General features: G+C 72.2%; 24 protein-coding genes and 1 pseudogene. 10 read left to right on the top strand and 15 right to left on the bottom strand.

The genetic code is table 11. The annotated features are described in order from the left end of the window. Positions 1-24: 24 nt before the first annotated feature. Complete coding sequence (locus ACZ3TI_RS15100) at positions 25-846, bottom strand: hypothetical protein (protein ID WP_465726632.1); 822 nt, start codon at positions 844-846, stop codon at positions 25-27. A gap of 343 nt (positions 847-1,189) precedes the next feature. Beyond that, the gene (locus tag ACZ3TI_RS15105; protein WP_465726633.1) at positions 1,190-1,999 is read right to left on the bottom strand and encodes a class I SAM-dependent methyltransferase; all 810 of its coding nucleotides are present in this window, start codon (positions 1,997-1,999) and stop codon (positions 1,190-1,192) included. Between the two features lie 459 nt (positions 2,000-2,458). Here ACZ3TI_RS15105 and ACZ3TI_RS15110 point away from each other — a divergent pair, with 459 nt between their 5' ends. Beyond that, the gene (locus tag ACZ3TI_RS15110) at positions 2,459-5,176 is read left to right on the top strand and encodes a WD40/YVTN/BNR-like repeat-containing protein (RefSeq protein ID WP_465726634.1); all 2,718 of its coding nucleotides are present in this window, start codon (positions 2,459-2,461) and stop codon (positions 5,174-5,176) included. A gap of 326 nt (positions 5,177-5,502) precedes the next feature. Here ACZ3TI_RS15110 and ACZ3TI_RS15115 read toward each other — a convergent pair whose 3' ends face one another. The 7 genes from ACZ3TI_RS15115 to ACZ3TI_RS15145 all read right to left on the bottom strand — a co-directional run bounded on the left by ACZ3TI_RS15115 (position 5,503) and on the right by ACZ3TI_RS15145 (position 10,413). Then, positions 5,503-6,021, bottom strand: a complete 519-nt coding sequence (locus ACZ3TI_RS15115) for a DUF6879 family protein (protein ID WP_465726635.1) — start codon at positions 6,019-6,021, stop codon at positions 5,503-5,505. Positions 6,022-6,126: 105 nt separating this feature from the next. Further along, positions 6,127-7,323, bottom strand: a complete 1,197-nt coding sequence (locus ACZ3TI_RS15120; protein ID WP_465726636.1) for a methyltransferase domain-containing protein — start codon at positions 7,321-7,323, stop codon at positions 6,127-6,129. Between the two features lie 201 nt (positions 7,324-7,524). Further along, on the bottom strand, positions 7,525-8,373 hold the full coding sequence (locus ACZ3TI_RS15125; RefSeq protein WP_465726637.1) for a helix-turn-helix domain-containing protein: 849 nt from the start codon (positions 8,371-8,373) through the stop codon (positions 7,525-7,527). A 24-nt stretch (positions 8,374-8,397) separates the two neighbouring features. Then, positions 8,398-8,934: a DUF6879 family protein gene (locus ACZ3TI_RS15130; RefSeq protein ID WP_465726638.1), complete on the bottom strand. Its 537-nt coding sequence runs from the start codon at positions 8,932-8,934 to the stop codon at positions 8,398-8,400. Beyond that, entirely contained in the window at positions 8,915-9,169 is a 255-nt protein-coding gene (locus tag ACZ3TI_RS15135) for a hypothetical protein (RefSeq protein ID WP_465726639.1), read from the bottom strand. Before ACZ3TI_RS15135 ends, ACZ3TI_RS15130 begins: the two co-directional genes overlap by 20 nt. Before the next feature lie 183 nt (positions 9,170-9,352). After that, positions 9,353-9,562: a DUF397 domain-containing protein gene (locus tag ACZ3TI_RS15140; RefSeq protein WP_465726640.1), complete on the bottom strand. Its 210-nt coding sequence runs from the start codon at positions 9,560-9,562 to the stop codon at positions 9,353-9,355. Continuing rightward, positions 9,559-10,413: a helix-turn-helix domain-containing protein gene (locus ACZ3TI_RS15145; protein WP_465726641.1), complete on the bottom strand. Its 855-nt coding sequence runs from the start codon at positions 10,411-10,413 to the stop codon at positions 9,559-9,561. The genes ACZ3TI_RS15140 and ACZ3TI_RS15145 overlap by 4 nt, the downstream gene beginning before the upstream one ends. A 248-nt stretch (positions 10,414-10,661) precedes the next feature. Between ACZ3TI_RS15145 and ACZ3TI_RS15150 the strand changes: the two genes are divergently transcribed. The 3 genes from ACZ3TI_RS15150 (at position 10,662) to ACZ3TI_RS15160 (ending at position 12,021) form a co-directional block, all read left to right on the top strand. Next, positions 10,662-11,054 carry an ATP-binding protein gene (locus ACZ3TI_RS15150; RefSeq protein ID WP_465726642.1) on the top strand — a complete coding sequence of 131 codons (393 nt, stop codon included), beginning with the start codon at positions 10,662-10,664 and terminating at the stop codon, positions 11,052-11,054. Then, positions 11,051-11,326 (top strand): hypothetical protein, encoded by a 276-nt coding sequence (locus ACZ3TI_RS15155; protein WP_465726643.1) that lies wholly within the window; start codon positions 11,051-11,053, stop codon positions 11,324-11,326. The genes ACZ3TI_RS15150 and ACZ3TI_RS15155 overlap by 4 nt, the downstream gene beginning before the upstream one ends. A gap of 242 nt (positions 11,327-11,568) precedes the next feature. Beyond that, entirely contained in the window at positions 11,569-12,021 is a 453-nt protein-coding gene (locus tag ACZ3TI_RS15160; protein ID WP_465726644.1) for a hypothetical protein, read from the top strand. 3 nt (positions 12,022-12,024) lie between these two features. Here the strand turns inward: ACZ3TI_RS15160 and ACZ3TI_RS15165 are convergent, their stop codons facing one another. Together ACZ3TI_RS15165 and ACZ3TI_RS15170 are read right to left on the bottom strand one after the other, a co-directional pair. Continuing rightward, positions 12,025-12,456 (bottom strand): SRPBCC family protein, encoded by a 432-nt coding sequence (locus ACZ3TI_RS15165; protein WP_465726645.1) that lies wholly within the window; start codon positions 12,454-12,456, stop codon positions 12,025-12,027. A 76-nt stretch (positions 12,457-12,532) separates the two neighbouring features. Then, positions 12,533-12,958, bottom strand: coding sequence for an SRPBCC family protein (locus ACZ3TI_RS15170; RefSeq protein ID WP_465726646.1), 426 nt, complete (start codon positions 12,956-12,958; stop codon positions 12,533-12,535). Here ACZ3TI_RS15170 and ACZ3TI_RS15175 point away from each other — a divergent pair. From ACZ3TI_RS15175 to ACZ3TI_RS15190, 4 genes are all read left to right on the top strand, one after another. Then, positions 12,908-13,414, top strand: coding sequence for a TetR/AcrR family transcriptional regulator (locus ACZ3TI_RS15175; RefSeq protein WP_465726647.1), 507 nt, complete (start codon positions 12,908-12,910; stop codon positions 13,412-13,414). The two genes, ACZ3TI_RS15170 and ACZ3TI_RS15175, sit on opposite strands and share 51 nt — an antisense overlap. A gap of 9 nt (positions 13,415-13,423) precedes the next feature. Further along, entirely contained in the window at positions 13,424-14,044 is a 621-nt protein-coding gene (locus ACZ3TI_RS15180; protein WP_465726648.1) for a formylglycine-generating enzyme family protein, read from the top strand. 175 nt (positions 14,045-14,219) lie between these two features. Next, on the top strand, positions 14,220-14,747 hold the full coding sequence (locus tag ACZ3TI_RS15185) for a GNAT family N-acetyltransferase (protein ID WP_465726649.1): 528 nt from the start codon (positions 14,220-14,222) through the stop codon (positions 14,745-14,747). Positions 14,748-14,962: 215 nt separating this feature from the next. Then, positions 14,963-15,307 carry a GNAT family N-acetyltransferase gene (locus tag ACZ3TI_RS15190; RefSeq protein WP_465726834.1) on the top strand — a complete coding sequence of 115 codons (345 nt, stop codon included), beginning with the start codon at positions 14,963-14,965 and terminating at the stop codon, positions 15,305-15,307. A gap of 4 nt (positions 15,308-15,311) precedes the next feature. Here the strand turns inward: ACZ3TI_RS15190 and ACZ3TI_RS15195 are convergent. Together ACZ3TI_RS15195 and soxR are read right to left on the bottom strand one after the other, a co-directional pair. Continuing rightward, a pseudogene (locus ACZ3TI_RS15195) lies at positions 15,312-15,476 on the bottom strand (aminoglycoside phosphotransferase family protein); the annotation flags it as partial. A 111-nt stretch (positions 15,477-15,587) separates the two neighbouring features. After that, a complete protein-coding gene (gene soxR, locus ACZ3TI_RS15200) occupies positions 15,588-16,136 on the bottom strand; it encodes a redox-sensitive transcriptional activator SoxR (RefSeq protein WP_465726650.1) in 549 nt (182 codons plus the stop codon). A 57-nt stretch (positions 16,137-16,193) separates the two neighbouring features. Here soxR and ACZ3TI_RS15205 point away from each other — a divergent pair, with 57 nt between their 5' ends. Both ACZ3TI_RS15205 and ACZ3TI_RS15210 read left to right on the top strand, forming a co-directional pair. Beyond that, positions 16,194-16,946, top strand: coding sequence for a transketolase (locus tag ACZ3TI_RS15205; RefSeq protein ID WP_465726651.1), 753 nt, complete (start codon positions 16,194-16,196; stop codon positions 16,944-16,946). Between the two features lie 77 nt (positions 16,947-17,023). After that, positions 17,024-17,917, top strand: a complete 894-nt coding sequence (locus ACZ3TI_RS15210; protein WP_465726652.1) for a transketolase family protein — start codon at positions 17,024-17,026, stop codon at positions 17,915-17,917. 16 nt (positions 17,918-17,933) lie between these two features. On the opposite strand, the gene treZ is transcribed toward ACZ3TI_RS15210, so the two are convergent. Together treZ and treY are read right to left on the bottom strand one after the other, a co-directional pair. Beyond that, the gene (gene treZ, locus ACZ3TI_RS15215) at positions 17,934-19,664 is read right to left on the bottom strand and encodes a malto-oligosyltrehalose trehalohydrolase (RefSeq protein ID WP_465726653.1); all 1,731 of its coding nucleotides are present in this window, start codon (positions 19,662-19,664) and stop codon (positions 17,934-17,936) included. Then, positions 19,664-22,129 (bottom strand): malto-oligosyltrehalose synthase, encoded by a 2,466-nt coding sequence (gene treY, locus ACZ3TI_RS15220; protein WP_465726654.1) that lies wholly within the window; start codon positions 22,127-22,129, stop codon positions 19,664-19,666. The genes treZ and treY overlap by 1 nt, the downstream gene beginning before the upstream one ends. Positions 22,130-22,203 lie beyond the last annotated feature (74 nt).

Below are 22,203 nucleotides of genomic sequence, written 5' to 3' on the forward strand. Positions count from 1 at the left end.
GCTCGCGCGGAGCGCCGCCGGGCGTCAGCGCCCGTCGCAGCCCGGCAGGGCCTCGCACATCGGCGCGGTCATGCCGGTGCCGACGTACCTGTCCTCGGGGGCCTTCCAGGCGTCCTTCGGCTGGGCGCCCGCCTTGGTGGTCGCCCAGACGGACAGCTCGCTGACCGCCCCGCCGTCGGTGACCACGTACTCGTGCAGGGTGGCGGTGGTGCCGTCGGCCTGCGGGATGGTCAGGACGGCGGCGAAGTACGGCGCGTCCGCGGCGCTGTTGACCTTCACGGTGGCGCCGGGTGCGGTCTTGGCGCAGTCCTTGAGCGCGTCCGTCAGGTGCCCGTCGGCCGCGTTGGTCAGCTGCTTGGTGCCGCTGCTGTGGGTCGGGTCGCCGACGAAGAGCAGGGTTTGCTGGGCCGTCCAGCGGTCGCCGCCGAAGCCGACCGAGGCCTTCGCGGAGGCGGTGCCGGTGAACATCGGCTCGTCGTCCTTGGCGACCGGGGCGTGGCACAGCTCCATGCCCTTGAACTGGACCGGACCGGTCTGCGGCTTGGCGTTGGCCGCCAGCGGCGCGTAGTGGTAGGTCTCGTCCATCGGGATGCTCTTGGTGTCCATCCAGGCCTTGGCCGGGATGCCCTTGGCGGCGTCGGCGCCGCCGCTGCCGGCCGGCTTGGAGGCACCCGTGCCGGGGGTGCCGGTCCCGGCCGGGGCGGCGGGGGTGGCGGACGGAGTCGGGGTGGCGGGCTTGACGCCGTCCTGACCGCTGTTGTCCGGTCCGCAGGCGCTGAGGACGCCGAGGCAGACGAGGGCCGCGGCGGTGACGGCGGTGGTGGAGACCGGTCGGGTGCTGCGCAACTGACGATTCCTCAAGTGTCCGGTGGCGTGGATCGGGGTCGGGCGCGCGTCGGCCGCAGGCCGCGGATGCGCGGCACCGCCCGTCCGCCCCCGCCGCCCGGGCGACCCGTGGTCGCGGGCACTCGGCATGGCTGTTCCTCCCCCGTTGACGTACTGCCGTCCGGCTCCTGGCAGCGCCGCCCTCCTCGGGTCTGAGGGGCGGTCAGCGCCGGTGCTGCGTCGATGGCGGTCGAAACCTATGCCAAGCGACCGCCGGGAGCAAAGCGGGATTCCGACGGACGCTCGAGCGGCTCGGACGGTTGCACGGTGCTGGTGGGGAACATGTGTGCGGGCGCGGCGGGAGCTATGGGTGGGGTGCGGGGGAATTCTGGAGCGTGCGGCGGCCGCTGAGCGGGCCGGCTGCGGCCGGTCGGGGACCGGCCGGCCGCCGGAAGAGTGCCGTGAGGAGGAACGGGACGCCGAAGAGCCCGGAACCGGGCCCCTGGGCGGTCATCGGGCGGACCTCCAGCGGGGTGAGATCGCGGAACAGCGACCGGAGTTCGTCCGGTGAGTAGGCCAGGCCGCCCTCCAGCGTCCCGAGCCGGTACAGCTCCTCGTCGGGCCGCTCGGACCCCATCGAGCCGGCCGCGAACGCGGTGAGGGCGAAGTGCCCGCCCGGCGCGAGGACGCGGTCCAGGAGGGCGAGGTAGCTGACCCGGCGGTGCGGCGGGAGGTGGTGCAGGCAGCCGGAGTCGTAGACCAGGTCGTACCGGGCGTGCGGGAGCTCGGCCTCGAAGGCGCTCGCCCGGTGGAAGCGCAGCCCGGCACCGGCGCCCGCCTCGCGGGCGCGCTCCTCGGCCCAGGCGACGGCGGCGGAGGAGAGGTCGACGGCGTCGACCTCGTAGCCGCGGGCGGCGAGGTGGACGGCGTTCCGGCCGGGCCCGCAGCCGACGTCGAGGGCGCGGAGCGGTCCGGCGGCGCCCGTGCGGTCGGGGGCGGGGGCGAGCAGGCCGCGGTCGAGGTAGGAGACCAGGTTCTCGTCCGGCTCGGGGGTGAAGAACGGGCGGTCGGCGGACCGGTCCGCGTAGAAGCGGTCCCAGAAGGGCTCGGCGGGAGGGAAGAGGCGGTCGAGGAGGACGAGGACGTCCTCGGTGGTACGGATCGTGCGGTTCATGCGGTTCACGGGGTACATCGGGTCCGCGGGGTTTATCGGGTCCGTGCGGTTCATGCGGTCGAGCGTAGGCGGTCCGATGGCGCGGCGGGAGCGGCGCAAGAACCGCTGTGGCCTGGGCTGTTGAGGCTCTCGCGGCAGTGGTGGGCACCGGTGGTCCGGGTTCGGGCGGGCGTGCGGCGGTGCCCCGGCCCGGAGCCGGGAAAAGGCATGTCCATGCAGGGACGAGGGCTGCTGGGAAGAGGGTCGAGGCAAAGGTTCGACAAAGGAGTTCGGGGCTTTCTCCGCCGCTTCTCCATTCAGTGAATCCGGCCGGTCAAAAGCTCGGTAAGAAGGTCCAAATCGCCCGAATCCAAGGGCTGTTGACGACTCGCCCGATCGGGATAAAGTCCGCCCGCTCCATCTCCTGTTGCCGTCTCCGCAACCGGCGGAGGCGGATCCCCCCGACGGACCGGAGAATCCATGGGCTCCCCTTCCGGAGCGCGCCGCGGCAGAACCCGCGCCGCGCTGCTTTCCGCCGCACTGATCGTGTCGGCCGGCACCGCCACCGCGTGGGGCGGCACCGTCGCCGCCACGACCGGCACGGGCGGTACCAGCACCGAGCACCGCGAAGCCGGTGAGGACGCCGGCGAACTGATGGAATCCATCGACCAGTTCAACGACCCCCGGGTCTCGCCCGGCGGCACCGTGACCGCGGGCGCGTACCGAGCGGCCTGGCAGCACGTGCTCGGCATGCCCGTACGGCAGGCGTCGTTCACCGAGGTCACCACGCAGCCGTACAACGGCGACGCGGCGCACTACCGGGACCACGTCGCGTCCAACGGCGGCGCGGGCGGCGGCTTCAACACCGGCCGGATCGCCGCACTCGCCACCGACCCGACCCACCCCGGGGTGGTGTACGCGGGCGGCGCGGACGGCGGCGTGTTCCGCTCCACCGACGACGGCGCGACCTGGACGCCGATCGCCGACCACCTGCCCTCGTTGGCCGTCGGCTCGCTCGCCGTCGCCCCCGACGGCGCGCTCTGGCTCGGCACCGGCGAAGCCACCACCGCCTTCGACAACTACCTCGGCACCGGCGTCTACCGCCTGGCCGACCCGAGCCGGAACGCGTTCAGCCAGGCCGACGCGCTGGGCGGCGGCGAACTCGACAACAGCTCGATCCACACGCTGCGCTTCGACCCCGAGGCGGGCTACGCCTTCGCCGCGACCTCCCACGGCGTGTACCGCCGGGCGCTGGGCGCCACCCGGGCGGCCCCGTGGCAGAAGGTGCTCGCCCCCTGCGCGGGCGTCGGCATCGGCGCGGTGGCCTGCGGCACCGGCGCCTCCTACGCGGACATCGTCAACGACCTGGTGGTGCAGCCGGGTTCGGGCGGCAAGCGGCTGGTGGCGAACGTCGCCTGGCGCGGCGGCGCGACGTACAACGGCTTCTACTGCTCCGACGACGCCGGCACCACCTGGCGCACCGCCAACCCGCAGGGCGGGATCAACCCGGGCGACATCGGCAACACGACCTTCGCGTACTCCGCCGACGGCAGCAAGCTGTACGCGGTCGTCGAGTCGCCCGCGCTGTACAACAAGAACCCGGGTGCGAAGGCCCCGCAGACCCTGCTCGGCGGCGTCTACGTCAGCAACAGCGGCGACATCAACGGCCCGTTCAACCAGATCGCGGACAGCAGCAAGCTGGCCAACAGCGGCTCGGCGATGAAGCTCACCGTGATGGGCCCGGGCTACCAGCCCGGCGTGCAGTCCTGGTACGACCAGTCGCTGGCCGTCGACCCGGCCGACCCGAACCACCTCTACCTGGGCCTGGAGGAGCTGTACGAGACCCGGAACGGCGGCACCACCTGGACGACCGTCGGCCGGTACTGGAACCTCGGGCTGGACTGCTTCAGCTACGTCGCCGCGCAGAACACCTGCGACGGCAACGTGATGCACTCCGACCAGCACGCCCTGGCCTTCTCCACCTGGCCCGGCCGCGCCCCGGAGGTGTACGCGGGCAACGACGGCGGCGTGTACGCCCGGCCCACCACCCAGACCGCGCCCGGCTGGCGCAACCTCAACGAGAGCGGCACGCTGCGCACGCTGCAGTACTACTCGGTCGGCGCCGGCACGCTGCCGGGCGGCGGCGAGGCGGTGTGGGGCGGCCTGCAGGACAACGGCGCCTCGGTGCTGGTGCCGAAGGGCTCGACGTACACCTACACCTACCCGGGCACGACCGGCGCGGTGACCCAACAGCTCAACCCGAGGGGCGAGATGGCCGCGCCCTTCGGCGGCGACGGCGGCGACCAGCTGGTCAACCCGGCCAACGGCTGCCAGACGGTGGGGGAGTACACCAACCTCGCGATGTCCGTCACCAACAACTGCGGCTACACGGCGAACGACGACGGCACCCCGTCGGCGATCACCTCGATCGACCCGGCAGACCCGAACGCGCGGTTCATCGCGCCGTTCGGGGCGGACACCAAGGACCCCGGCTACTGGGTCGCCGGCGGCCAGTACGTGTACGCCAACACCAAGACCTGGCAGAGCACGTCGGGCGCCGACTGGCAGAAGCTCGCCGACTCGGGCGCCGGGCACTCGATCACCGCGATCACGTCGCAGAAGTACGTCGCCGGGAACCACGTGATCTGGGCGGCCTGGTGCGGCGACTGCAACCCGGGCGCCGGGTTCGGGCGCGGCATCATGACCAACTACGGCGGCAGCTGGCACCAGCTTGCGCTCCCTGCGGACTTCCCGGTGCGCTACATCCAGGACCTCGCGATCGACCCGTCCGACCCGACCGGAGCGACGGTGTACGCGGCGGTGTCCGGCTTCTCCCGGCACTGGAACGTCGGCCCGGGCGCCGGCTACGGCCACCTGTGGCGGACGAAGGACGGCGGCGCCACCTGGCAGGACGTGAGCGGCGCGGACGGCGCCGCCGACCAGCTGGTGGACGCCTCCGCCAACCGCGTGCTGTTCGCCCCGGACGGGACGCTGATGGTCGCCACGGACCTGGGCGTGTTCACGGACGACGTGAAGACGGACGGCCTCGGCCACTGGAAGCGCCTCGGCGCCGCCGACGCGGCGGCGAACGGCAACCTGCCCACGGCCGCGGCGGTGTACCTCTCACCGAGCCCGGACGGCACGTCGGTGTATGTCGCCACGCACGGGCGCGGCATCTGGAAGACGGCGATGCCGTAGGCGAGTCGGGTGCGTAGCTGGGTCGGGGACTGTCGGCGGACCGGCCCCGACCGGCGGGATCACCGCATGCCTTTCGTAGGAGTGGGATCGCCCGCACGGAGATGCGGACGGCAGTTGACCATCAAGGGAGCCGGGCAAGGTCGCCGTTCATGTCGATCCGTTGGACGGCGCAGGCACCATCGGCCGTGAGCTCCCGGAGCTACCGGAGCTTCACGGTTTCGCCAGCGCGAGGGCGAGTTCGGTGGCCGTGGGGCGGTCCTGCGCGGGTGCGCGCAGGACCGCCCGCACCGGCGCCGCCCTGCGAGACTGGATGACGCGGACACAGGTCAGGTCAGTCGGAAGTCCTCGTGCGGCACTGCACGATCCCAGACGGCCTCGAACGCCGAGGCGCAGAGCATTACGGTCCCGGGTGCCGTGGTGACTTCGTGATCCACGACGTCACCTTCGCCGCTGAAGTGGTGGACTACGAGAGTTCGCCCGTCGATGAGCCAGAAGTCGTTGCCCGGGAGGGCCAGATCGGTCGCCTGCCGGCGGGGGAGCCATCTGACCTGCTCGCCGGAGGCGATGTTCCGGAACGTGATCTCGTGCTCGAAGCGGATGTACTCGCTCGCCGGTTCGGAGACGACGCGGGCTCGTCGTACGTCGACCCCGCGGCTGGTGGTCTCCTCGATCAGCTGCAACCAGGGACTCCACCATGAGGTACGGTCCGCCGGATCGTCCCGGTGCCCGCTGAGCCACCGGAGGAGCAACGGGTCGTCGCGCATGTAGCCGTCGCGCATCTCAAGGTGGAGCGCCGAGCGGGTGCAGGTCCGCAGCAGGACCTCAAGCGTGGGGGCCGCCGCCACCGTTCACCTCCGGGAAGAACTGCGTCATGCGCTTGGGAAATTCGATCACGGTGTCGTGCGCGGGGATGTCCGCGCGGGCATGCGGACGACGGCTTCGCTGTCCGGTCACTGGCCCAGGACGCCGACCGGGCTGCCGGGGTCGTCCAGCCAGACGGTGTTCGTCTCCGGGGTCACCGTAGGACCGTAACGCTCCAGCCCGGGACGGCCGTTGGAGAACCATGTGGTGGCTGCTGCCTCCAGCTCGGACCAGAGGGTGCGCGGGCCGCCCTGGAAGGCGCGGGTGGTGCCGTCGGTTCGGCTCTCCAGGACCGCCCATGATCCGTCGGAGTGGAGGAACCACCGGCCCGCGACGCCGTCGGCCGCCAGACGCAGCCGGGTCGTGCCGGGCATGGCGATCTGGGCGGTCCACAGGAAGGACGGGTCGTCCAGGGTGTCGGGATGGACGGCGGTGTCGAGGCCGGCGGTGTCGTGGCGGGCTCGGAGGGCGGCGCGCATGAGGGGACCGATCGGGGGCCGCCGGGTCTCGCGGGAGAGCATGAACGAGACATCGGAGTCGATGAACCGGCCCTGCGCTTCGCCGCCATCGCCGACCTGCAGTTTCACGTACCCGTAGGCGTCGAGGCTGCCGACGAGCGACACCAGGATGATCGCACCGGGCCGAGCCTGGGCCGGCCACGCGGGCGGGACGCGGTCGGGCGAGTACGAGGCGATGATCCGGTCGTACGGTCCGCCGTCCGGGCAGCCCTTGGCGCCGTCGCCGACGACCAGGCGGGGCCGGTAGCCGAGGGAGGCGAGCCGTTCGCCGTCTGCGGCGGAGAGGGCGGCGTCGTGCTCCACGCTGGTCACGTACCGGTCGCCGAGCCGGGCGCACAACAGCGCCGTGGAGTAGCCGGTGCCGGTTCCGACTTCGAGCACGTTCGCGCCGTCCGGGACGTCGAGGTCTTCGAGCATCCGGACGACGACGCCGGGGAGGGTGGAGGAGCTGGTGGGAGTACCGATGGAGGGGTCTCCGTTCGGCGGGGTGGTGCCGTGGTCGAGCTGGGTGACCCACGTGGTGTTCTCGTAGGCCAGCCGCAGCCACCGCTGGGCGTCGGTGTCCCGGCTGACGGCGGTGTAGCGCGTGATGCCGTCCAACCCGTCAGCGGCGGTGTAGAACCTCGGCAGGAAGACGTGTCGGGGCACCGCCAGTACCGCGTCCCGCCATTGCGGGGTGCGCAGCGAGCTGTTGCGCTCCAGTTGCTCCGCCAGCGCGATGCGCAGCCGGTGCGCCGCCTCCTCGGTCCCGTCCAGGGGGTCACTCACCTGTGCTGCCCTTCTCCAGAAGATCTGCGATGGCGCGCGAGATGGCCACGCCGGTCCGTCATGGAGGTCTCCTCTCGTACTCGGATGCGTGCCCGCACGGAGGCCAAGGGGGATCGGTCGTCCTCGCGCGCGGGGTCGTATCGACGACGGTAGGGAGTAGTCGACCCGACACTCAACGTACTTGCGGCTTCTTGCGCGGATTCACCCGAGAGCGGCGAGCGCGGACGTGATGAGCTTGACGGCCCCGTCGCCGTGCACGGCCATCCTCGTCAGCTCAGCGAACGCTCGGGCGTAGTCGGCGAGTTCTCGCGGCTGAGTGACGTCGATGCCCGCTGTCAGCGTCTCCACCATGACGTGCTCGTCGTCGTGAAGATAGAAGGCTTCGAGGGGCCAGACGGTCCGCTCAGCCCCGAAAGGGATGACTCCGAGGGATACGGAGGCGAGCGGAAGGACGGCCAGCAGATGCCGCAGTTGGCCGACCATCTCCTCTGAACTGCCGATTCGATGCCGCAGGACGCTCTCTTCCATCACCACGGCGAAGCGGTGTCCACCCTCGTACAGAAACCGGCTGCGCGCGATCCGGGACGCGACGGCTTCGGTGACGTCGTCGGGATGTCCCTGGAACTGGCGGATCGTGCGCATCAGGGCGGTGGCGTAGGCGGGCGTTTGGAAGAACCCGGGGACGACGTTGGAGACGTACACCCGTGTTAGCGCCGTCCGCTCGTACAGGGCGTTGATGGTCTCCTGCGCCTTGCGCATCCCCTTGCGCTGGACGCGCCGCCACTCCATGTACATCGATTCGACGGCGCGGGCCGTGGCGATGAGGTCGGCGGCCTGGTCGTCGGCACCGCAGGCGGCACACCAGGCACGGATGTCGCCGTCGGAGGGCGGCATCTTGGCGTTGATGATGCGGGACGTCTTGGACTCGTGCCAACCGCACCGGACAGCCAGCTCCTGCCCCCGGAGTCCCGCGTCCAGCATCAACTCCCGGAGCCGCGAGGCGACGGCGCGCCGGGCGGCCTGGGCACTGGAGGAAGGAGAGGAAGGCATGGCTGGCTGTCCGGCGAGTCGGCGTTACACGGTGTACTTGTCGTGATCGATGCCGCGCTCCCACACGGCCTCGAATGCCGAGGCGCAGAGCTTCGCCACGGCTGGGTCGTCGGTGAACGTGAGCCGAGGTTCCGCCCACGCGCCGTCGCCGGCGAAGTGGTTGAACAGCACGGTCGCGCCGTCGAACAGCCAGAAGTCGTTTCCCGGCAGCGCGATATCGGAGGACTCGCGACGGGGCAGCCAGCGGACCTGTTCGCCCAGTACCACGTTCGCGACGGTCAGGGCGTGCTCGTAGCGGATGTAGTCGGTGACCGGCTCGGAAACGATCCGGGCCCGACGCATCACCACACCGCGACCGGTGGCCGTGCGAACCATCGCCCCCCATCGGGTCCAGTGCTGCGATTCAGGGTCGTTGTTGGTGTACCCGCTGCGAAGGTACTCGGCGAAGCCGCCGCTGTCCTGGCCGGCGTAGGTGTCCCGCATCTCCAGGTGAACGGCGGAGCGCTGGGCGCTCTTCAGCAGGTCGGCGAAGTCCGGCACCCTACCGGTGCTCTGCGTCATCGCATGCCTTCCTCAAGATCGGAATCAGCCTTGTAGGGATACGGAAGACGGCCTCGGCATCGGGCACGCCCTTGGCATGGCCGGGTGCCCACTCCGTCGCGCTGATCTCGGCGTGCAATGCGGCATCGGGGCGCCAACCCTGGATCACGATCTCCTGCGTCTCATCGTCCACCCATACCGTGGGCGACCCCTCGTGCTCGGTGTTGGGATCAATGCCGATGAACCGTAGCGCCATGGTGTCCTCCCGTAGCAGGTCCACTTGCTGGTACTTGCGCCACGGTTCCGTAGAGGTGGCGAGCCGTCAAGAATGCGCGGAGGTGGTCGGCAATGCCCTGTCAGTATCGATCGGAGGAGGTCGGAATCGATCAATGAACGGGGGGCGGCCCCGCGTGGTGCGCGGGGCCGCCCGGGAGATGCTTCAGAGGGTGGTGGGGAAGTCGTCGGAGCGGATGCCGGCGAGGAAGGACTGCCAAGCCTCGGGGGTGAAGGTGAGGGCCGGGCCGTGGGGGTCCTTGCTGTCGCGGACCGGGATGATGCCGGTGATGCCGTCAGCAAGCTCGATGCACTCGCCGTCGCCGTTGCTGTAGGTGCTCTTGCGCCAGGTCGCTTGGTGGAATTGATCTCTCATATGCCGTACTCCTCTGCGACGTTCCTCAACCGGGTGATGGCCTTCTCGGGTTGGATCGATGAGGCCATGAGTCGGTGGAATACGTCTTCGTGGCGAGCGATCTCGGCCTGATCCTCGACGTATGTCTTGCTGGTGATGGTCTCGGAGTAGGCGACGCTGCCGGGGATGTCGCTGAAGAAGAGGATCGAGAAAGATGCGCCCATGGCGGCGTGCGCACCGGCCGAGAAGGGAAGCACCTGCACGGTGATGTTCGGGCGTTCTTCTGCCAGGTCGGCGATGTGTCGTAGCTGCTCGGCCATGACGGTGTTGCCGCCGACCGGGCGGCGGATCGCGGCTTCGCCGACAATCGCCCAAATCTGAGGCGGGTCGTGTTGATCGAGGATTCGCTGTCGCTCCATCCGAAGAGCGAGCCTGCGTTCGACCTCGCTGGCTGACTCCGTGGGCTGCATCGAGCGGATCACATGTCGTGCGTAGGACTCGGTCTGCAGCAACCCTGGAACCAGTTCGCACTGAAACGTGAGGATCTTCGTGGCGTCGGACTCGAAACCCACGTACGCACGGAATCGCTCCGGGACCGCCTCGCCATATGCGTGCCACCAGCCCTGCTGGCGGCTCTGGCGCGTCAGATTGAGGAAATGCTTCACCTCATCGGGTGAAGTGACGCCGTAGTGGGCGAGCAGTCTCGCGGCGTCGCGCTCTTGTAGTGGTACCAAGCCGCCCTCGATGCGACTCAGCTTCGAAGCGGACCAACCCAGCGCGGCGGCTACGTCCTTGGCGTTCATCTCGCGCGATGCGCGCAACTTGCCAAGCTCGCCGCCGAGCCTACGCCGCAGCACGGTCGGACTGCCCACGCGTCACACTCCCTGGCTGTTCGCTTCCTTGCATAGTCTGCCACCCCTTCAGGAGCTGAACCCCCGTTCTAGATCATGCAATTGCTTGGTGGAAGCAGTTGCATGCAATTGCTTTGCGGGTGCATGCTACAGGGAGTAGTCCGACGGATCGCCTGAGTGATCAAGATCGGGTCTGCGGCCGGGCATTCCCATGTCTTCGCCCGGTCCTCGCATGGCTTCAACCCCTCTCGCCGGAAGGTGAATTCGCCATGTCCTCCGCCTCCTCCACCATCTGGTTGCCGCGCAGCCGCCGTGCTCCCGCCGAGGCCCGTCGCCGCCTCTTCGCCCTTCTCTCCGCCGTCCCGGACGGGGAGCGCTTCCAGGACTCCGGGCTGCTCGCCGTCTCGGAGCTGGTCACCAATGCCGTCCTGCACGGGACGCCGCCCGGCTACCTCATCTACCTCGCGCTCGACGTCGACTCGACCCGCCTCCGGATCGAGGTGCACGACGCCCGGCGGGACCGCGTGCCCGTCGTTCCCGCGCCCGGCCTCGGCGACGAGGCCGGGCGCGGGCTGCACCTCGTGACGTCCGTCGCCAAGCGCTGGGGCTGCTGCCCGCGCGAGCCCCGCGGCAAGATCGTCTGGTGTGAGGTGGCCGCGTGAGGGCCGATCACGACATCGTCATCGAGGTCCCGGGTGTTAAGCCGCCGGTCGTCGTCACCCTCGATCCCAGAATGCTGGAGAGGATCTGGGCGTCGATCTGCCACCTCCCGATGTCCCGATCCCAGCACCACGCCCTGGAGCGCCGCCTCACCGGCCCCTGCGCCAAGCGCGACGTGATCCGGGGCCTCGCCGCCGACCCCGTCCTCGTCCTCCCCGTCGGCGGTCACGAAGTCCGCATCCGCTGGGCGAACCCCTCCGGGGAGCCCGCGTGATCCGGGACTGGTGGTTCCTGCACTGCTCCCGCAGTCGTCTCGCTCGACTCTTCCGGGCCGAACGGCGCCGCCTTGAGGCCGAGTTGGCGTGCCGGCTGCCCGAGGCGTCGGCGGCCGTTCGGCGCCGCATCCTGGCCGGGATCGTGGGCGAACGGCGGCCACCGGGGTAGTGGCGTGTCGGATGAGCCCCTGCATGCTAGGTTCGAACACGTTCAAAAATTCAGGTGCATGCAGGGGGAGTCATGGATGCGGTGCCGGTGAGTGCCCGGTGGCTGTCCGGGCTGGGCGTCGTCGTGTTCCTGCTGCCAGTGGTCGCCATCACGGACGGGTTCGGTACGGCCGGAGTGTTCCTGTACTCGGCCGGGCTGCTCTGTGTCGTCGCCTGTGCCGTGCCGCCGTTCTTCCGCGATGGGAAGCGTTTCCGGGTCGCCTGTGCGGCCGCCGGGATGGGCGTCGCGGCGGCGTCGATTCCCTCGGGCCTCGTCGGTCTCCTGTTCGCGGTGGCGATCGAGGCCTGGCCCCTGTACCTGGCCTTCCTGGCTCTGCCGGTCACCGCGATCGCCGGCCTGATCGCGGCGTTCCAGCGGGCCCGCGGCCGCAGTCGTGGCCGCCGGGCCGCTGTGGTCGCCTGGCTGTGTGCGGCGGCCACGGCGGTCGGCTGGTCGGCTGTCAGCCTGTGGGCGCTCTCGGTCTGAGAGTCAGCTCGCGAAGCGCTCGCGCAGGGCGGCGAGGCCGGACGCGAAGACGCCGCGCACCAGGTCGCCCGACTGCTTCCGGTGCACGGCCTCGGCGTCGTACGTCGCGTACCACTCCACGAAGCTCGCGCCCAGCTCGGTGACCGGGGTGACCCTGAGCGTCGCCCGGTAGCCGTCCAGGTGGAACGTCCCGTCGGGGAAGCTGTACGTGTAGCTCCGCGCGTCCTCGTCGTACCCGAGCAAGGTCTCGCGTAGCACGGTGCCGTCGAACTCGAACACCCGCACCGCGCCGATCGCGTTGCCCGTCAGCTCGTTACCGAGGCTGCTCTCGGGCAGGTCCGGGTGCCAGCCGCCGAGGCCGTGAAAGCTCCCGATCAGCTCCCACACCCGCTCGGCCGGGGCCTCCACCACCGTGCTGACCTTCGTCTCCGCCATGGTCGTTACCGCCCTCTCTGATGTTCCGTCACGACGGATTCATCCTCGGGCGCGGGGTGGGGCGGACGCCAGTGGTTCAGCGCTGCCGAAGTCGGCGCAGCAGGCGGACGTACGGGCTCCAGCGGGCGGGTCGGGCGAGGGTGCCGCCGCAGGCCCGCACCGCGTGGTCCAGGCTGTCCTCGATCAGGGCGTCGTGCAGCCGTCGGATCGCCAGGGGCCAGGCGAGCCTGCCGGGGCCGCTCAGTCGCATCGCGATGGTGTGCCGCAGCACGGTGGCCTCACCCGCCGGGTGGACGGTGAACTCGTGGTAGCCGTCGAGGCCGCGCGGGCCGTCGAAGCGGAAGCGCACCCACCGGCCGGGCGCGTACCCGACGACGGTGTAGCGGATCGGGCCGTGCCCTCCGGCGGCGCCGTCCGACTCGCGGCCGCCGGCGGACCGGCCGCCGTCACCATGTCCGCCGTCGCCCGGGAGAGCGGTGCGCCCAACGGCTCCGTGTACCACCGCTTCCCGCAACGGGCGGGCCTGATGGCCGAGTTGTGGCTGCGGACGGTGGCGGAGTTCCAGGCCGACTGCCTGCCCGCCTTCGACGCGCACCCCGAACCGCACCTGGCGGCGGGTACGGTCGCGCGGCAGGTCGTCGCCTGGTGCCGGGCCAACCGCGAGCGCGCCGTCGTGCTGCTGCACGGCGCGGAGGCCTTCGGCAAGGCCGAGTGGTCCGAGGAGCACCTGCGGCGCGAGCGGGAGGGCGGCCGACAGGTGCGGGAAGCGCTCGCCGCGCTGGCCGGGCGGGCGGGTGCCACGACGGCGCTGGACGTCGACCGGGTCAGGCTCGCCGCCATCGGGCTCCCCCTCGCCGTGGTGCGCCACCCGCTGAACGTCGGGGCGCCGCTGCCGCCGCACGCGGAGGAACTGGCCGAGCGGAGCGCGGTCGACCTGCTGCGCGGGGGCAAACCGTAGGATCGCCGGATGATCACCGTACCGGCCGGCCGGGTCACGCTCTCCGACCGTCGCACCCGGCGCAGTTGGGCCGTCGACGTGGCGTCGTTCGAGCTGGCGCCTTGCCCGGTCACCCGCGAGCAGTACGAGGGCGTGGCCGGCGACCGCCGCCCCGCGCACAGCGTGTCGTGGCGCGACGCCGTCCGCTACTGCAACGAGCTCTCCCGCCGTGAAGGCCTCACCCCCACCTACCGGTCGGACGGCGAGGACGTGCACTGGGACCACGCCGCCGACGGCTACCGGCTGCCCACCGAGGCCGAGTGGGAGCACGCCTGCCGGGCCGGTACGGACGGCCCGCGCTACGGCCCGCTGGACGAGATCGCCTGGCACCGAGCGAACTCCGGCGAGCGCCCGCACACGGTGGGCGAACTCCTCCCGAACGCCTACGGGTTGTACGACCTTCTCGGCAACGTGTGGGAGTGGTGCTGGGACCTCTACGACCCCGAGGTGTACGGCAGCTACCGCGTCCTGCGCGGCGGCGGCTGGTTCGACGAGCACTGGAGCTGCCGCGCCTCCGTCCGCCGCCGCAGCCACCCGACGCTGGGGATCGACGACGTGGGATTCCGGATCGCCCGCTCGATTCGGGTGTGACGCCAGGGGCGGTAAGGGGATTGTCGGCGCAGTAAAGGAAATTTCGGCGCAGTAAAGAGAATGGCGGTGCAGTAGAAGGGAGTGTCGGCGCAGTAAATCCGCGACGGAAGGAGATCTGCCGGAATTCATCGGCCAATTGTGGAACCGCCGCGTCCGAGCGGGCGTTCTCGCAGGCATGAACCAGGAACAGATCTCCCTGCGCCCGATAGCCGAAGCCGATTTCCCGCAGTTCCTGTCCCTCCTGAACGACCCCGACGTCATGGGCGAACACCTGTGGTCCGGCTGGCGGCAGCCGGACCGCATCCGCCGGGTCTGGGGCGAGAACGGGCTGCTCACGGACGAGCAGTGGACGCTCGCGATCACCGCCGACGGCGAATTCTGCGGCTACGCCGCCGCCATGCGGGAAAGTGCGTCCCCGGCCGCCCCGTACTGGAACCTGGGCGCCCAGCTGCTGCCCGGGGCGCGCGGCCGGGGAATCGGTACCCGGGCCCATCGGCTGTTCGTCGATTACCTGTTCGCGCATTCGCCGGTGATGCGGCTGGAGGCGGAGACCGAGTCCACCAACCGTGCCGAGCAGCGCGTGCTGGAAAGGGTCGGCTTCACCCGCGAGGGCGTGCAGCGGGCGCAGACCTTCCGCGACGGCGAGTGGCGCGACGTGGTGCTCTACAGCCTGCTGCGCACCGACCCCCGGCCCGCGCTCTGAGGAACCGACGTACGGGTGAGGTCCGTTGGGGTCGGTATGACCGACGAACCGATCGCCCTCAGCCCGATCGCCGAGACCGACCTTCCGCAGCTGGACGCGCTGCTCGCCGGCCCCGAACAGCTGGCGCCGTTCCAGTGGTTCGGCTGGCGTGACCCCGGCCGGTTCCGCCCCGGCTCTGGGCCGAGAACGGCCTGTTCTCCGACGAGCAGTCGGCGCTGGCGGTCCGGGCCGGGGGCGAGTTCGCGGGCTTCGTCTCCTGGCGTCGGGTGAACGCCGGGCCCAACACGTACTACTGGAACATCGGCATCCAGCTCCGCGCGGAGCTGTGCGGCCGGGGTATCGGCACCGAGGCCCAACGGCAGCTGGCGCGGTACCTGTTCGCGCACACGACGGTGATGCGGCTGGAGGCGGACACCGAGGTCACCAACCACGCCGAGCAGCGCGCCCTGGAGAAGGTCGGCTTCACCCGCGAGGGCGTGCGGCGCGGCGCCACCTTCCGGGACGGCGAGTGGCGGGACGGGGTCGTCTACAGCCTGCTGCGCACCGATCCAAAGCCCTAAGCCACCCGAACCACTCCTCGGCGAGGGCGTCCAGCGTGGCTGCCGTCGGCTTCAACTCCCGCAGGTACCAGGGAAGGTTGCTGTAGACGTGGAGCAGTGTGTACGCCATCAGCAGGCGGGGGTCGAAGGGGCGTCCGTGCGCGGCCAGCAGCCGGCCCAGTAGCCCCGGGGCGCATCACCGACTCGTCGGGGACGACCGCGTCCCACTGCTCGTCCGTCTCCACCACGGGCAGCATGGGCGGCACGGTAGGCGGCCCGGCGGGGCTGCGACAAGCCGTTTTCAGCGCGTGTCGATGTCGGCTCCGCAGTCGTCGGCGGTCGTGGAGACCGGCTCGGGCCCGCCGGCCGGGTCGCGGGTGAGCAGGTAGCGGGCGCCGGGGCCGGCTTCGGCGGCGCGGTCGCCGGCGTTGTAGAGGGCGCAGCGGGAGAGGGAGAGGCAGCCGCAGCCGATGCAGCCGGACAACTTGCGCTTCAGCAGCTCCAGTTCGGCGATCTGTTCGTCGATGCGGCCCTGCCAGGACTCGGCGACCTTGTCCCACTCGGCGCGGGTGGGTGCGGGGCGGTCGGGGAGGCGGTCCAGGGCGACCCGCGCCTCGTCCAGGGAGAGGCCGACCCGCTGGGCCGCGCGGATGAACGCGACCCGGCGCAGCGTGCCGCGGGTGTAGCGGCGCTGGCCGCCGGAGGTGCGGGTGGCGTGGATCAGGCCGAGGCTCTCGTAGTAGCGCAGCGCGGAGGCGGCGAGGCCGCTGCGGTCGGCGAGTTGGCCGATGGTGAGCAGGTCGCTGTGGTGCGGGCCGGGGGCTCGGTGGCTGTCCGGAAGGGTGGTCATGGGCACCCACTGTAACCGCTTGACCTCAAGTCGGCTTTAAGTTGCACCATCGTGGTCATGACGACGAACGCAACCGCGGACACCGTGACCGACGCCCGTTCCGAGGACCTGCCGGAGGTCCGTCCCGACACCCGGTTCGAGGACCTGCCGGCGCTGATGGGCCGGATGACCGGCGCCGAGAAGCACGGCCCGGCCGCCACCTCCACCCTGGACGTGCTCTGGGTGCTGTACGACCGGGTCCTGCGGGTCACCCCGGCCACCGCCGAGGACCAGGACCGCGACCGCTTCCTGCTCTCCAAGGGCCACGGCCCGATGGCGTACTACGCGGTGCTGGCGGCCAAGGGCTTCGTCGACCCCGAGGTGCTGGCGAGCTTCGGCGGCTACGACTCGCCGCTCGGCCATCACCCCGACCGCACGCTGGTGCCCGGCGTGGAGATCTCCTCCGGCTCGCTCGGGCACGGCCTGCCGCTGGGCGTCGGGACGGCGCTCGGGCTGCGGGCGCAGGGCCTGACCGACCCGGCGGTGTGGGTGCTGGTCGGCGACGCCGAGTTCGACGAGGGCTCCAACCACGAGGCGGTCGCCTTCGCCGGGGCGTACGGGCTGGACCGGCTGCACGTGGTGGTCATCGACAACTCCTCGGCCACGCACGGCTGGCAGGGCGGCATCGCCCAGCGCTTCGCCTCCGAGGGCTGGTCCACCGCGACGGTGGACGGCCGCGACCACGAGGCGCTGTACCGGGCCTTCACCGCCGAGCACCCGGGCCGTCCGCACGTGGTGGTCGCCCGGGTGGAGCCCAAGGAGAACCACTGAGGGTTCCGCCTCCCCCTCCGCTCCGCACACCGCCCCACCCGCAGACAGAGCCCGTACCCCCGAAAGGACCCGAACCGATGGACACCATGCGCGACCGCTTCGTCGACGTCACCACCCGCCTGCTGGACGAGGACCCCCGGCTCGCCGTGGTGCTCGCCGACATCACCGCGGCCGCCTTCGCCCCGGCCCGGGAGCGCCATCCCGACCGGGTGGTCAACGTCGGCATCAGGGAACAGCTGCTGATCGGCGCCGCGGGCGGTCTGGCGCTCACCGGGATGCGTCCGGTCGCCCACACCTTCGCCAGCTTCCTGATCGAACGGCCATTCGAGCAGGTCAAGTTGGACCTGATCCACCAGGGCGTCGGCGCCGTCCTGGTGAGCGCGGCCGGCTCGTACGACTGGCCGGCCGGCGGCCGTACCCACATGTCCCCGGGCGACGTCGCCCTGCTGGACACCCTGCCGGACTGGACCGTCCACGTGCCCGGTCACCCGGACGAGGCCGAGCAACTGCTGCGGCACGCCTACGCGGACGGCGACCGCAATGTGTACGTCCGGCTCTCGGCGCACCAGAACGCGGCGCCGGTGGCGGTGGAGCCGGGCCGCTTCACCACCGTCCGCACCGGCTCGCGCGGGGTGGTCCTGGCCGTCGGGCCGATGCTGGACGCGGTACTCGCGGCCACCGAGTGCCTGGACGCCACCGTGCTGTACGCGGCGACGGTGCGCCCCTTCGACACCGCCGGGCTGCGCGCGGCGGTCGGCGACCGGGCGGATGTGGTGCTGGTCGAGCCGTACCTGGCGGGCACCTCGGCGAACGAGGTGCACGAGGCGCTGGCCGACCGCCCGCACCGGGTGCTGGGCCTGGGCGTGCCGCGCGAGGAGCACCGGCACTACGGCTCGATCCCGGAGCACCTGGCCGCCTACGGCCTGGACGCGCCGGAGCTGCGGGAGCGGATCGGCGCTTACCTCTGGTGAGCGGGCGCGCGGCGGCCTACACCGCGACCACGGCCGCCGCGTCCGCCCCGAGCCGCACCGCCGCGCCGTCCAGCGCCGCCGGTCCGAAGGCCGCGACCAGCTCCCGCCCGGCGGCCCCCAGCGGCAGCGCGGCCTCGTCCGGCCCGAGGTTGACGGCGACCCGGTACGGCCCCCGGTGCACCACCAGCCAGCCCGCCGCCTCGTCGAACTCCGTGCGCACCGCGCCGAGGTCGGGGTCGGCGAGCTCCGGCCGTTCGCGCCGCAGCCGGATCAACGTCCGGTACCAGCCGAGCAGTTGGGCGTGCGGGGCGCGCCGGGGCTCGGTCCAGTCGAGGACGGACCGCAGGACGGTGGCGGGATCCTGCGGGTCGGGGACGGCGTCGGCGGCCCAGCCGTGCTCGGCGAACTCCCGCCGCCGGCCCTGCCGGACGGCCTCCGCGAGGCCCGGGTCGGTGTGGTCGGTGAAGTACTGCCAGGGGGTGGCGGCGCCCCACTCCTCGCCCATGAACAGCATCGGGGTGAACGGCGAGGTGAGCACCAGCGCGGCGCCGCAGGCGAGCCGGCCGGCGGGGAGCGAGGTGGAGACGCGGTCGCCGAGCGCCCGGTTGCCGACCTGGTCGTGGGTCTGCAGGTAGCCGAGCAGCCGGTGGCCCTCGCCGGTCGGGAAGGGGCGTCCGTGGCTGCGGCCGCGGAAGGAGGACCAGGTGCCGTCGTGGAAGAAGCCCCGGGTGAGCGTCTTGGCGACCGCGGCCAGCGGCTCGCGCGCGAAGTCACCGTAGTAGCCCTGGGATTCACCGGTGAGCGCGCAGTGCAGGGCGTGGTGGAAGTCGTCGCTCCACTGGGCGGTGAGGCCGTGCCCGCCGGCCTCGCGCGGGGCGGTGGTGCGCGGGGTGTTGAGGTCGGACTCGGCGACCAGGAACAGCGGGCGGTTCGTGGCGACCGCCAACTTCTGCACCTCGTGGGAGAGTTCCTCCAGGAAGTGGACGGCGCGGTCGTCCGCGAGGGCGTGCACGGCGTCCAGCCGCAGGCCGTCGATCCGGTAGTCGCGCAGCCAGGCGAGCGCGCTGCCGATCAGGTACGCGCGCACCTCGTCCGAGCCGGGCGCGTCCAGGTTCACCGCGGAGCCCCACGGGGTGTGGTGCCGGTCGGTGAAGTACGGGCCGAACAGCGGAAGGTAGTTGCCGGACGGGCCGAGGTGGTTGTGCACGACGTCCAGCACCACGCCGAGGCCCTTGCGGTGGGCGGCGTCGACGAAGCGCTTGAGACCCTCGGGGCCGCCGTAGGGCTCGTGGACGGCCCAGAGCGAGACCCCGTCGTAGCCCCAGCCGTGCCGGCCGGGGAACGGGCAGACCGGCATCAGCTCGACGAAGTCGACGCCCAACTCGACCAGGTGGTCGAGGTGTTCGGCGGCGGCTTCGAAGGTGCCGCGCGAGGTGAAGGTGCCGATGTGCAGCTCGTACAGCACCGCGCCGGGCAGCGCGCGGCCGCGCCAGCCGGTGTGCGACCAGCGGAACGCGGCGTGGTCCACCGGGCGGCTCGGGCCGTCCGGGCCGTGCGGCTGCCACGCGGAGCGCGGGTCGGGCAGCGGCGGGCCGTCGTCGAGCCGGAAGGCGTAGTCGCCCGCCGGGGCCTCGCCGGACCACCAGCCGTCCCGGTCGGCGCTGCGCGCCAACTCGTGGGCGGAGCCATCGACTTCGACGCGGACACGGGAGGCGGCGGCGGGCGCCCACACCTCGTAGACCGCCATCAGCCCCTCCTCGTCAGCAGTGCCACCGGGTACCTCGCCAGCAGGTCGGCCACCCGCACCGGGCCCGCCGGGAAGCTCCGCAGCGTCAGCTCGTCCGTCCACGGAGCGCCCGGCGGCAGCTCCAGCACGGTGTCCCGCCAGCCGCCCGCCCGCTGCAGCCCGTACGGCAGCCGGGTGACGGCGGTGACCGTGTCGTCGCCGCGGGCGAAGGCCAGCAGGTGGTCCCCGGCGGGGCCGGCGGCGGCCAGCGGACGGTATTCGCCGAGCGGGTGGGAGCGGCGCAGGTGCAGCGCGGTGGTGGTGAGGTGCAGCTTCTCGCGGGCGAGGTCGCCGGGGCGGGCGGTGGCCGAGTCGGTGAGCCGCACGGCGAGCGCGCCGAGGTCCACCACCGCCCGGTTGTCCGGGTCCACCAGGGTGTACAGCGGTTCCTCGCTGCCCTGGTAGAGGTCGGGCACGCCCGGCACGGTGAGGTGCAGCAGGGCGGCGGCGAGGGTGTTGGAACGGGCGTGCGGGGCGAGGGAGTGCACCGTGCCCTCGATCCGGGGGAGCAGCCCGGGGTTGTCGTAGACGGCGCGGGCCCGCTCCTCCAGGGCGCGCTCGTAGTGCGGGTCGGGCTCCGTCCAGGAGGTGTGCAGCTTGGCCTCGCGGACGGCCTTGAGCAGGGCGGCGACCAGCCGGTCCGGAGTGATCGGCCAGGCGGCGACCAGGGTGTGCCAGAGCAGCCAGTCGGCGTCGCGGTCGAGGCCGGGGGCGGCGGGCCCGGCCGCGGTGGACCAGGCGGCGGCCTCGGCGGCCCAGGCCTGCGGCTGCTCGGCGAGGACGGCGAGCCGGGCGCGGGCGTCGGCGCTGCGCTTGGTGTCGTGGGTGGAGAGCACGGTCATCCCGTGCGGCCAGACGCGCTCCTGCCGGCGGCACCAGTCGTGGAAGTCCGCCGGGCGCACCCCGGGCCGGGCGGGCTCGCCGCCGACCTCGTTGAGGCCGGGCAGCGCGTTCCAGCGGTAGAAGGCGGTGTCCTCGACGCCCTTGGCGGCCACGGCGGCGGCGGTCTGGGCGAAGCGCACGCAGAACTCGTCCTTGTCCGCGCCGCGCCCCAGCTCACCGAGCGCCAGGGCGGCGACCAGGCGGTCGGTGGGGTCGTCGGAGCCGTCCAGGGCCGCCCGCAGCTGCTGCCGGGAGGCGGGCGGCGGAGCCTCGCCGGGCCGCGCGTACGGCCGGTACGCCGGGTAGTGGGTGAGCAGGCGGCGCAGCGCCCGGCGCAGCTGCCAGGGCGCGTGGTCGGCGTGCGCGGGCTCGGCGGCCCCGATCCGCAGCGCGATCCGGACCAGGCGCTCGACCTCGGCGGTGAGCTCGCCCTGCTCCCCGGTCATGTCGGCCCGCCCGCGCCGGGCGGCGAAGACGGCCGGGTGCGGGTCCTCGCACAGGTCCCGGACCGGGCCGCCACGCCCGCCGCGCAGGTAGGACTCGTACGCCCCGGCGAGCCGGCAGGCGCCCGCGTGGTCGGTGAGCACGCCGTCGATCCGGAGCAGCGCGTCGTAGCCGGTGGTGCCGGCGACCGGCCAGTCCTCGGGCAGCCGCTCCTCGCCGGTGAGGATCTTCTCGACCACGGTGTACGCCCCGCCGGTCGAGTCGGCGAGGCGGCGCAGGTAGCCGAGCGGGTCGGCGAGCCCGTCCGGGTGGTCGATCCGGAAGCCGTCCAGGATGCCGTCGGCGTGCAGCCCCAGCAGGACGGCGTGGGTGGCGGCGAACACCTCGGGGTCCTCGACCCGCAGGGCGATCAGCTCGTTGACGGTGAAGAAGCGCCGGTAGTTGAGCTCGGTGCGGGCCAGGCGCCACCAGGCGAGCCGGTACCACTGGTGGGCGAGCAGCTCGGGCAGCGGCAGCGACTCGGTGCCGGGGCGCAGCGGCAGCTCGTGCCGGTGGTAGCGCAGGGTCCCGCCGTCCACGGTGAGCTGGTCGAGGACGGCGCCGAGCCGGTCGCCGAGCAGCGGCAGCAGCACCCGGCCGCGTCCGGGGGCGTCGGTGGGGCCGGGCTGGGCGGTCCAGTCGATGTCGAACCAGCGCGCGTACGGCGAGTCGGGCCCGTCGCGCAGCACCTGCCAGAGCGGCCGGTTGAGCCGCTCGGGGGCGGGCACGGCCATGTGGTTGGGCACCACGTCGGCGATCAGCCGCAGACCGTGCCGGTGCGCGGCGGCGGCGAGCTCGCGCAGCGCCGGCTCGCCGCCGAGCTGCTCGCTGATCCGGGTGTGGTCGACGGTGTCGTAGCCGTGGGTGGAGCCGGGGACGGCCTCCAGCAGCGGGGAGAGGTGCAGGTGGGAGACGCCGAGGGCGGCCAGGTAGGGGACGGCGGCGGTGGCGTCGTGGAGGGTGAAGCCGGGCTGGAGCTGGAGGCGGTAGCTGGCGGTGGGCGCGCCGCGGGGAGGGGAGGCGGCCGGGCGGGGCTGCGCGGGCTCGGCGGCGGAGGTCATAGCTCCATAGGTACCCGGGGGAGCCCGCCGCCAAGACCCGCTGCTGACCCGAACAGGTGACCGCATGGTCCTCC

Source organism: Kitasatospora sp. NPDC023120, from assembly GCF_055560835.1.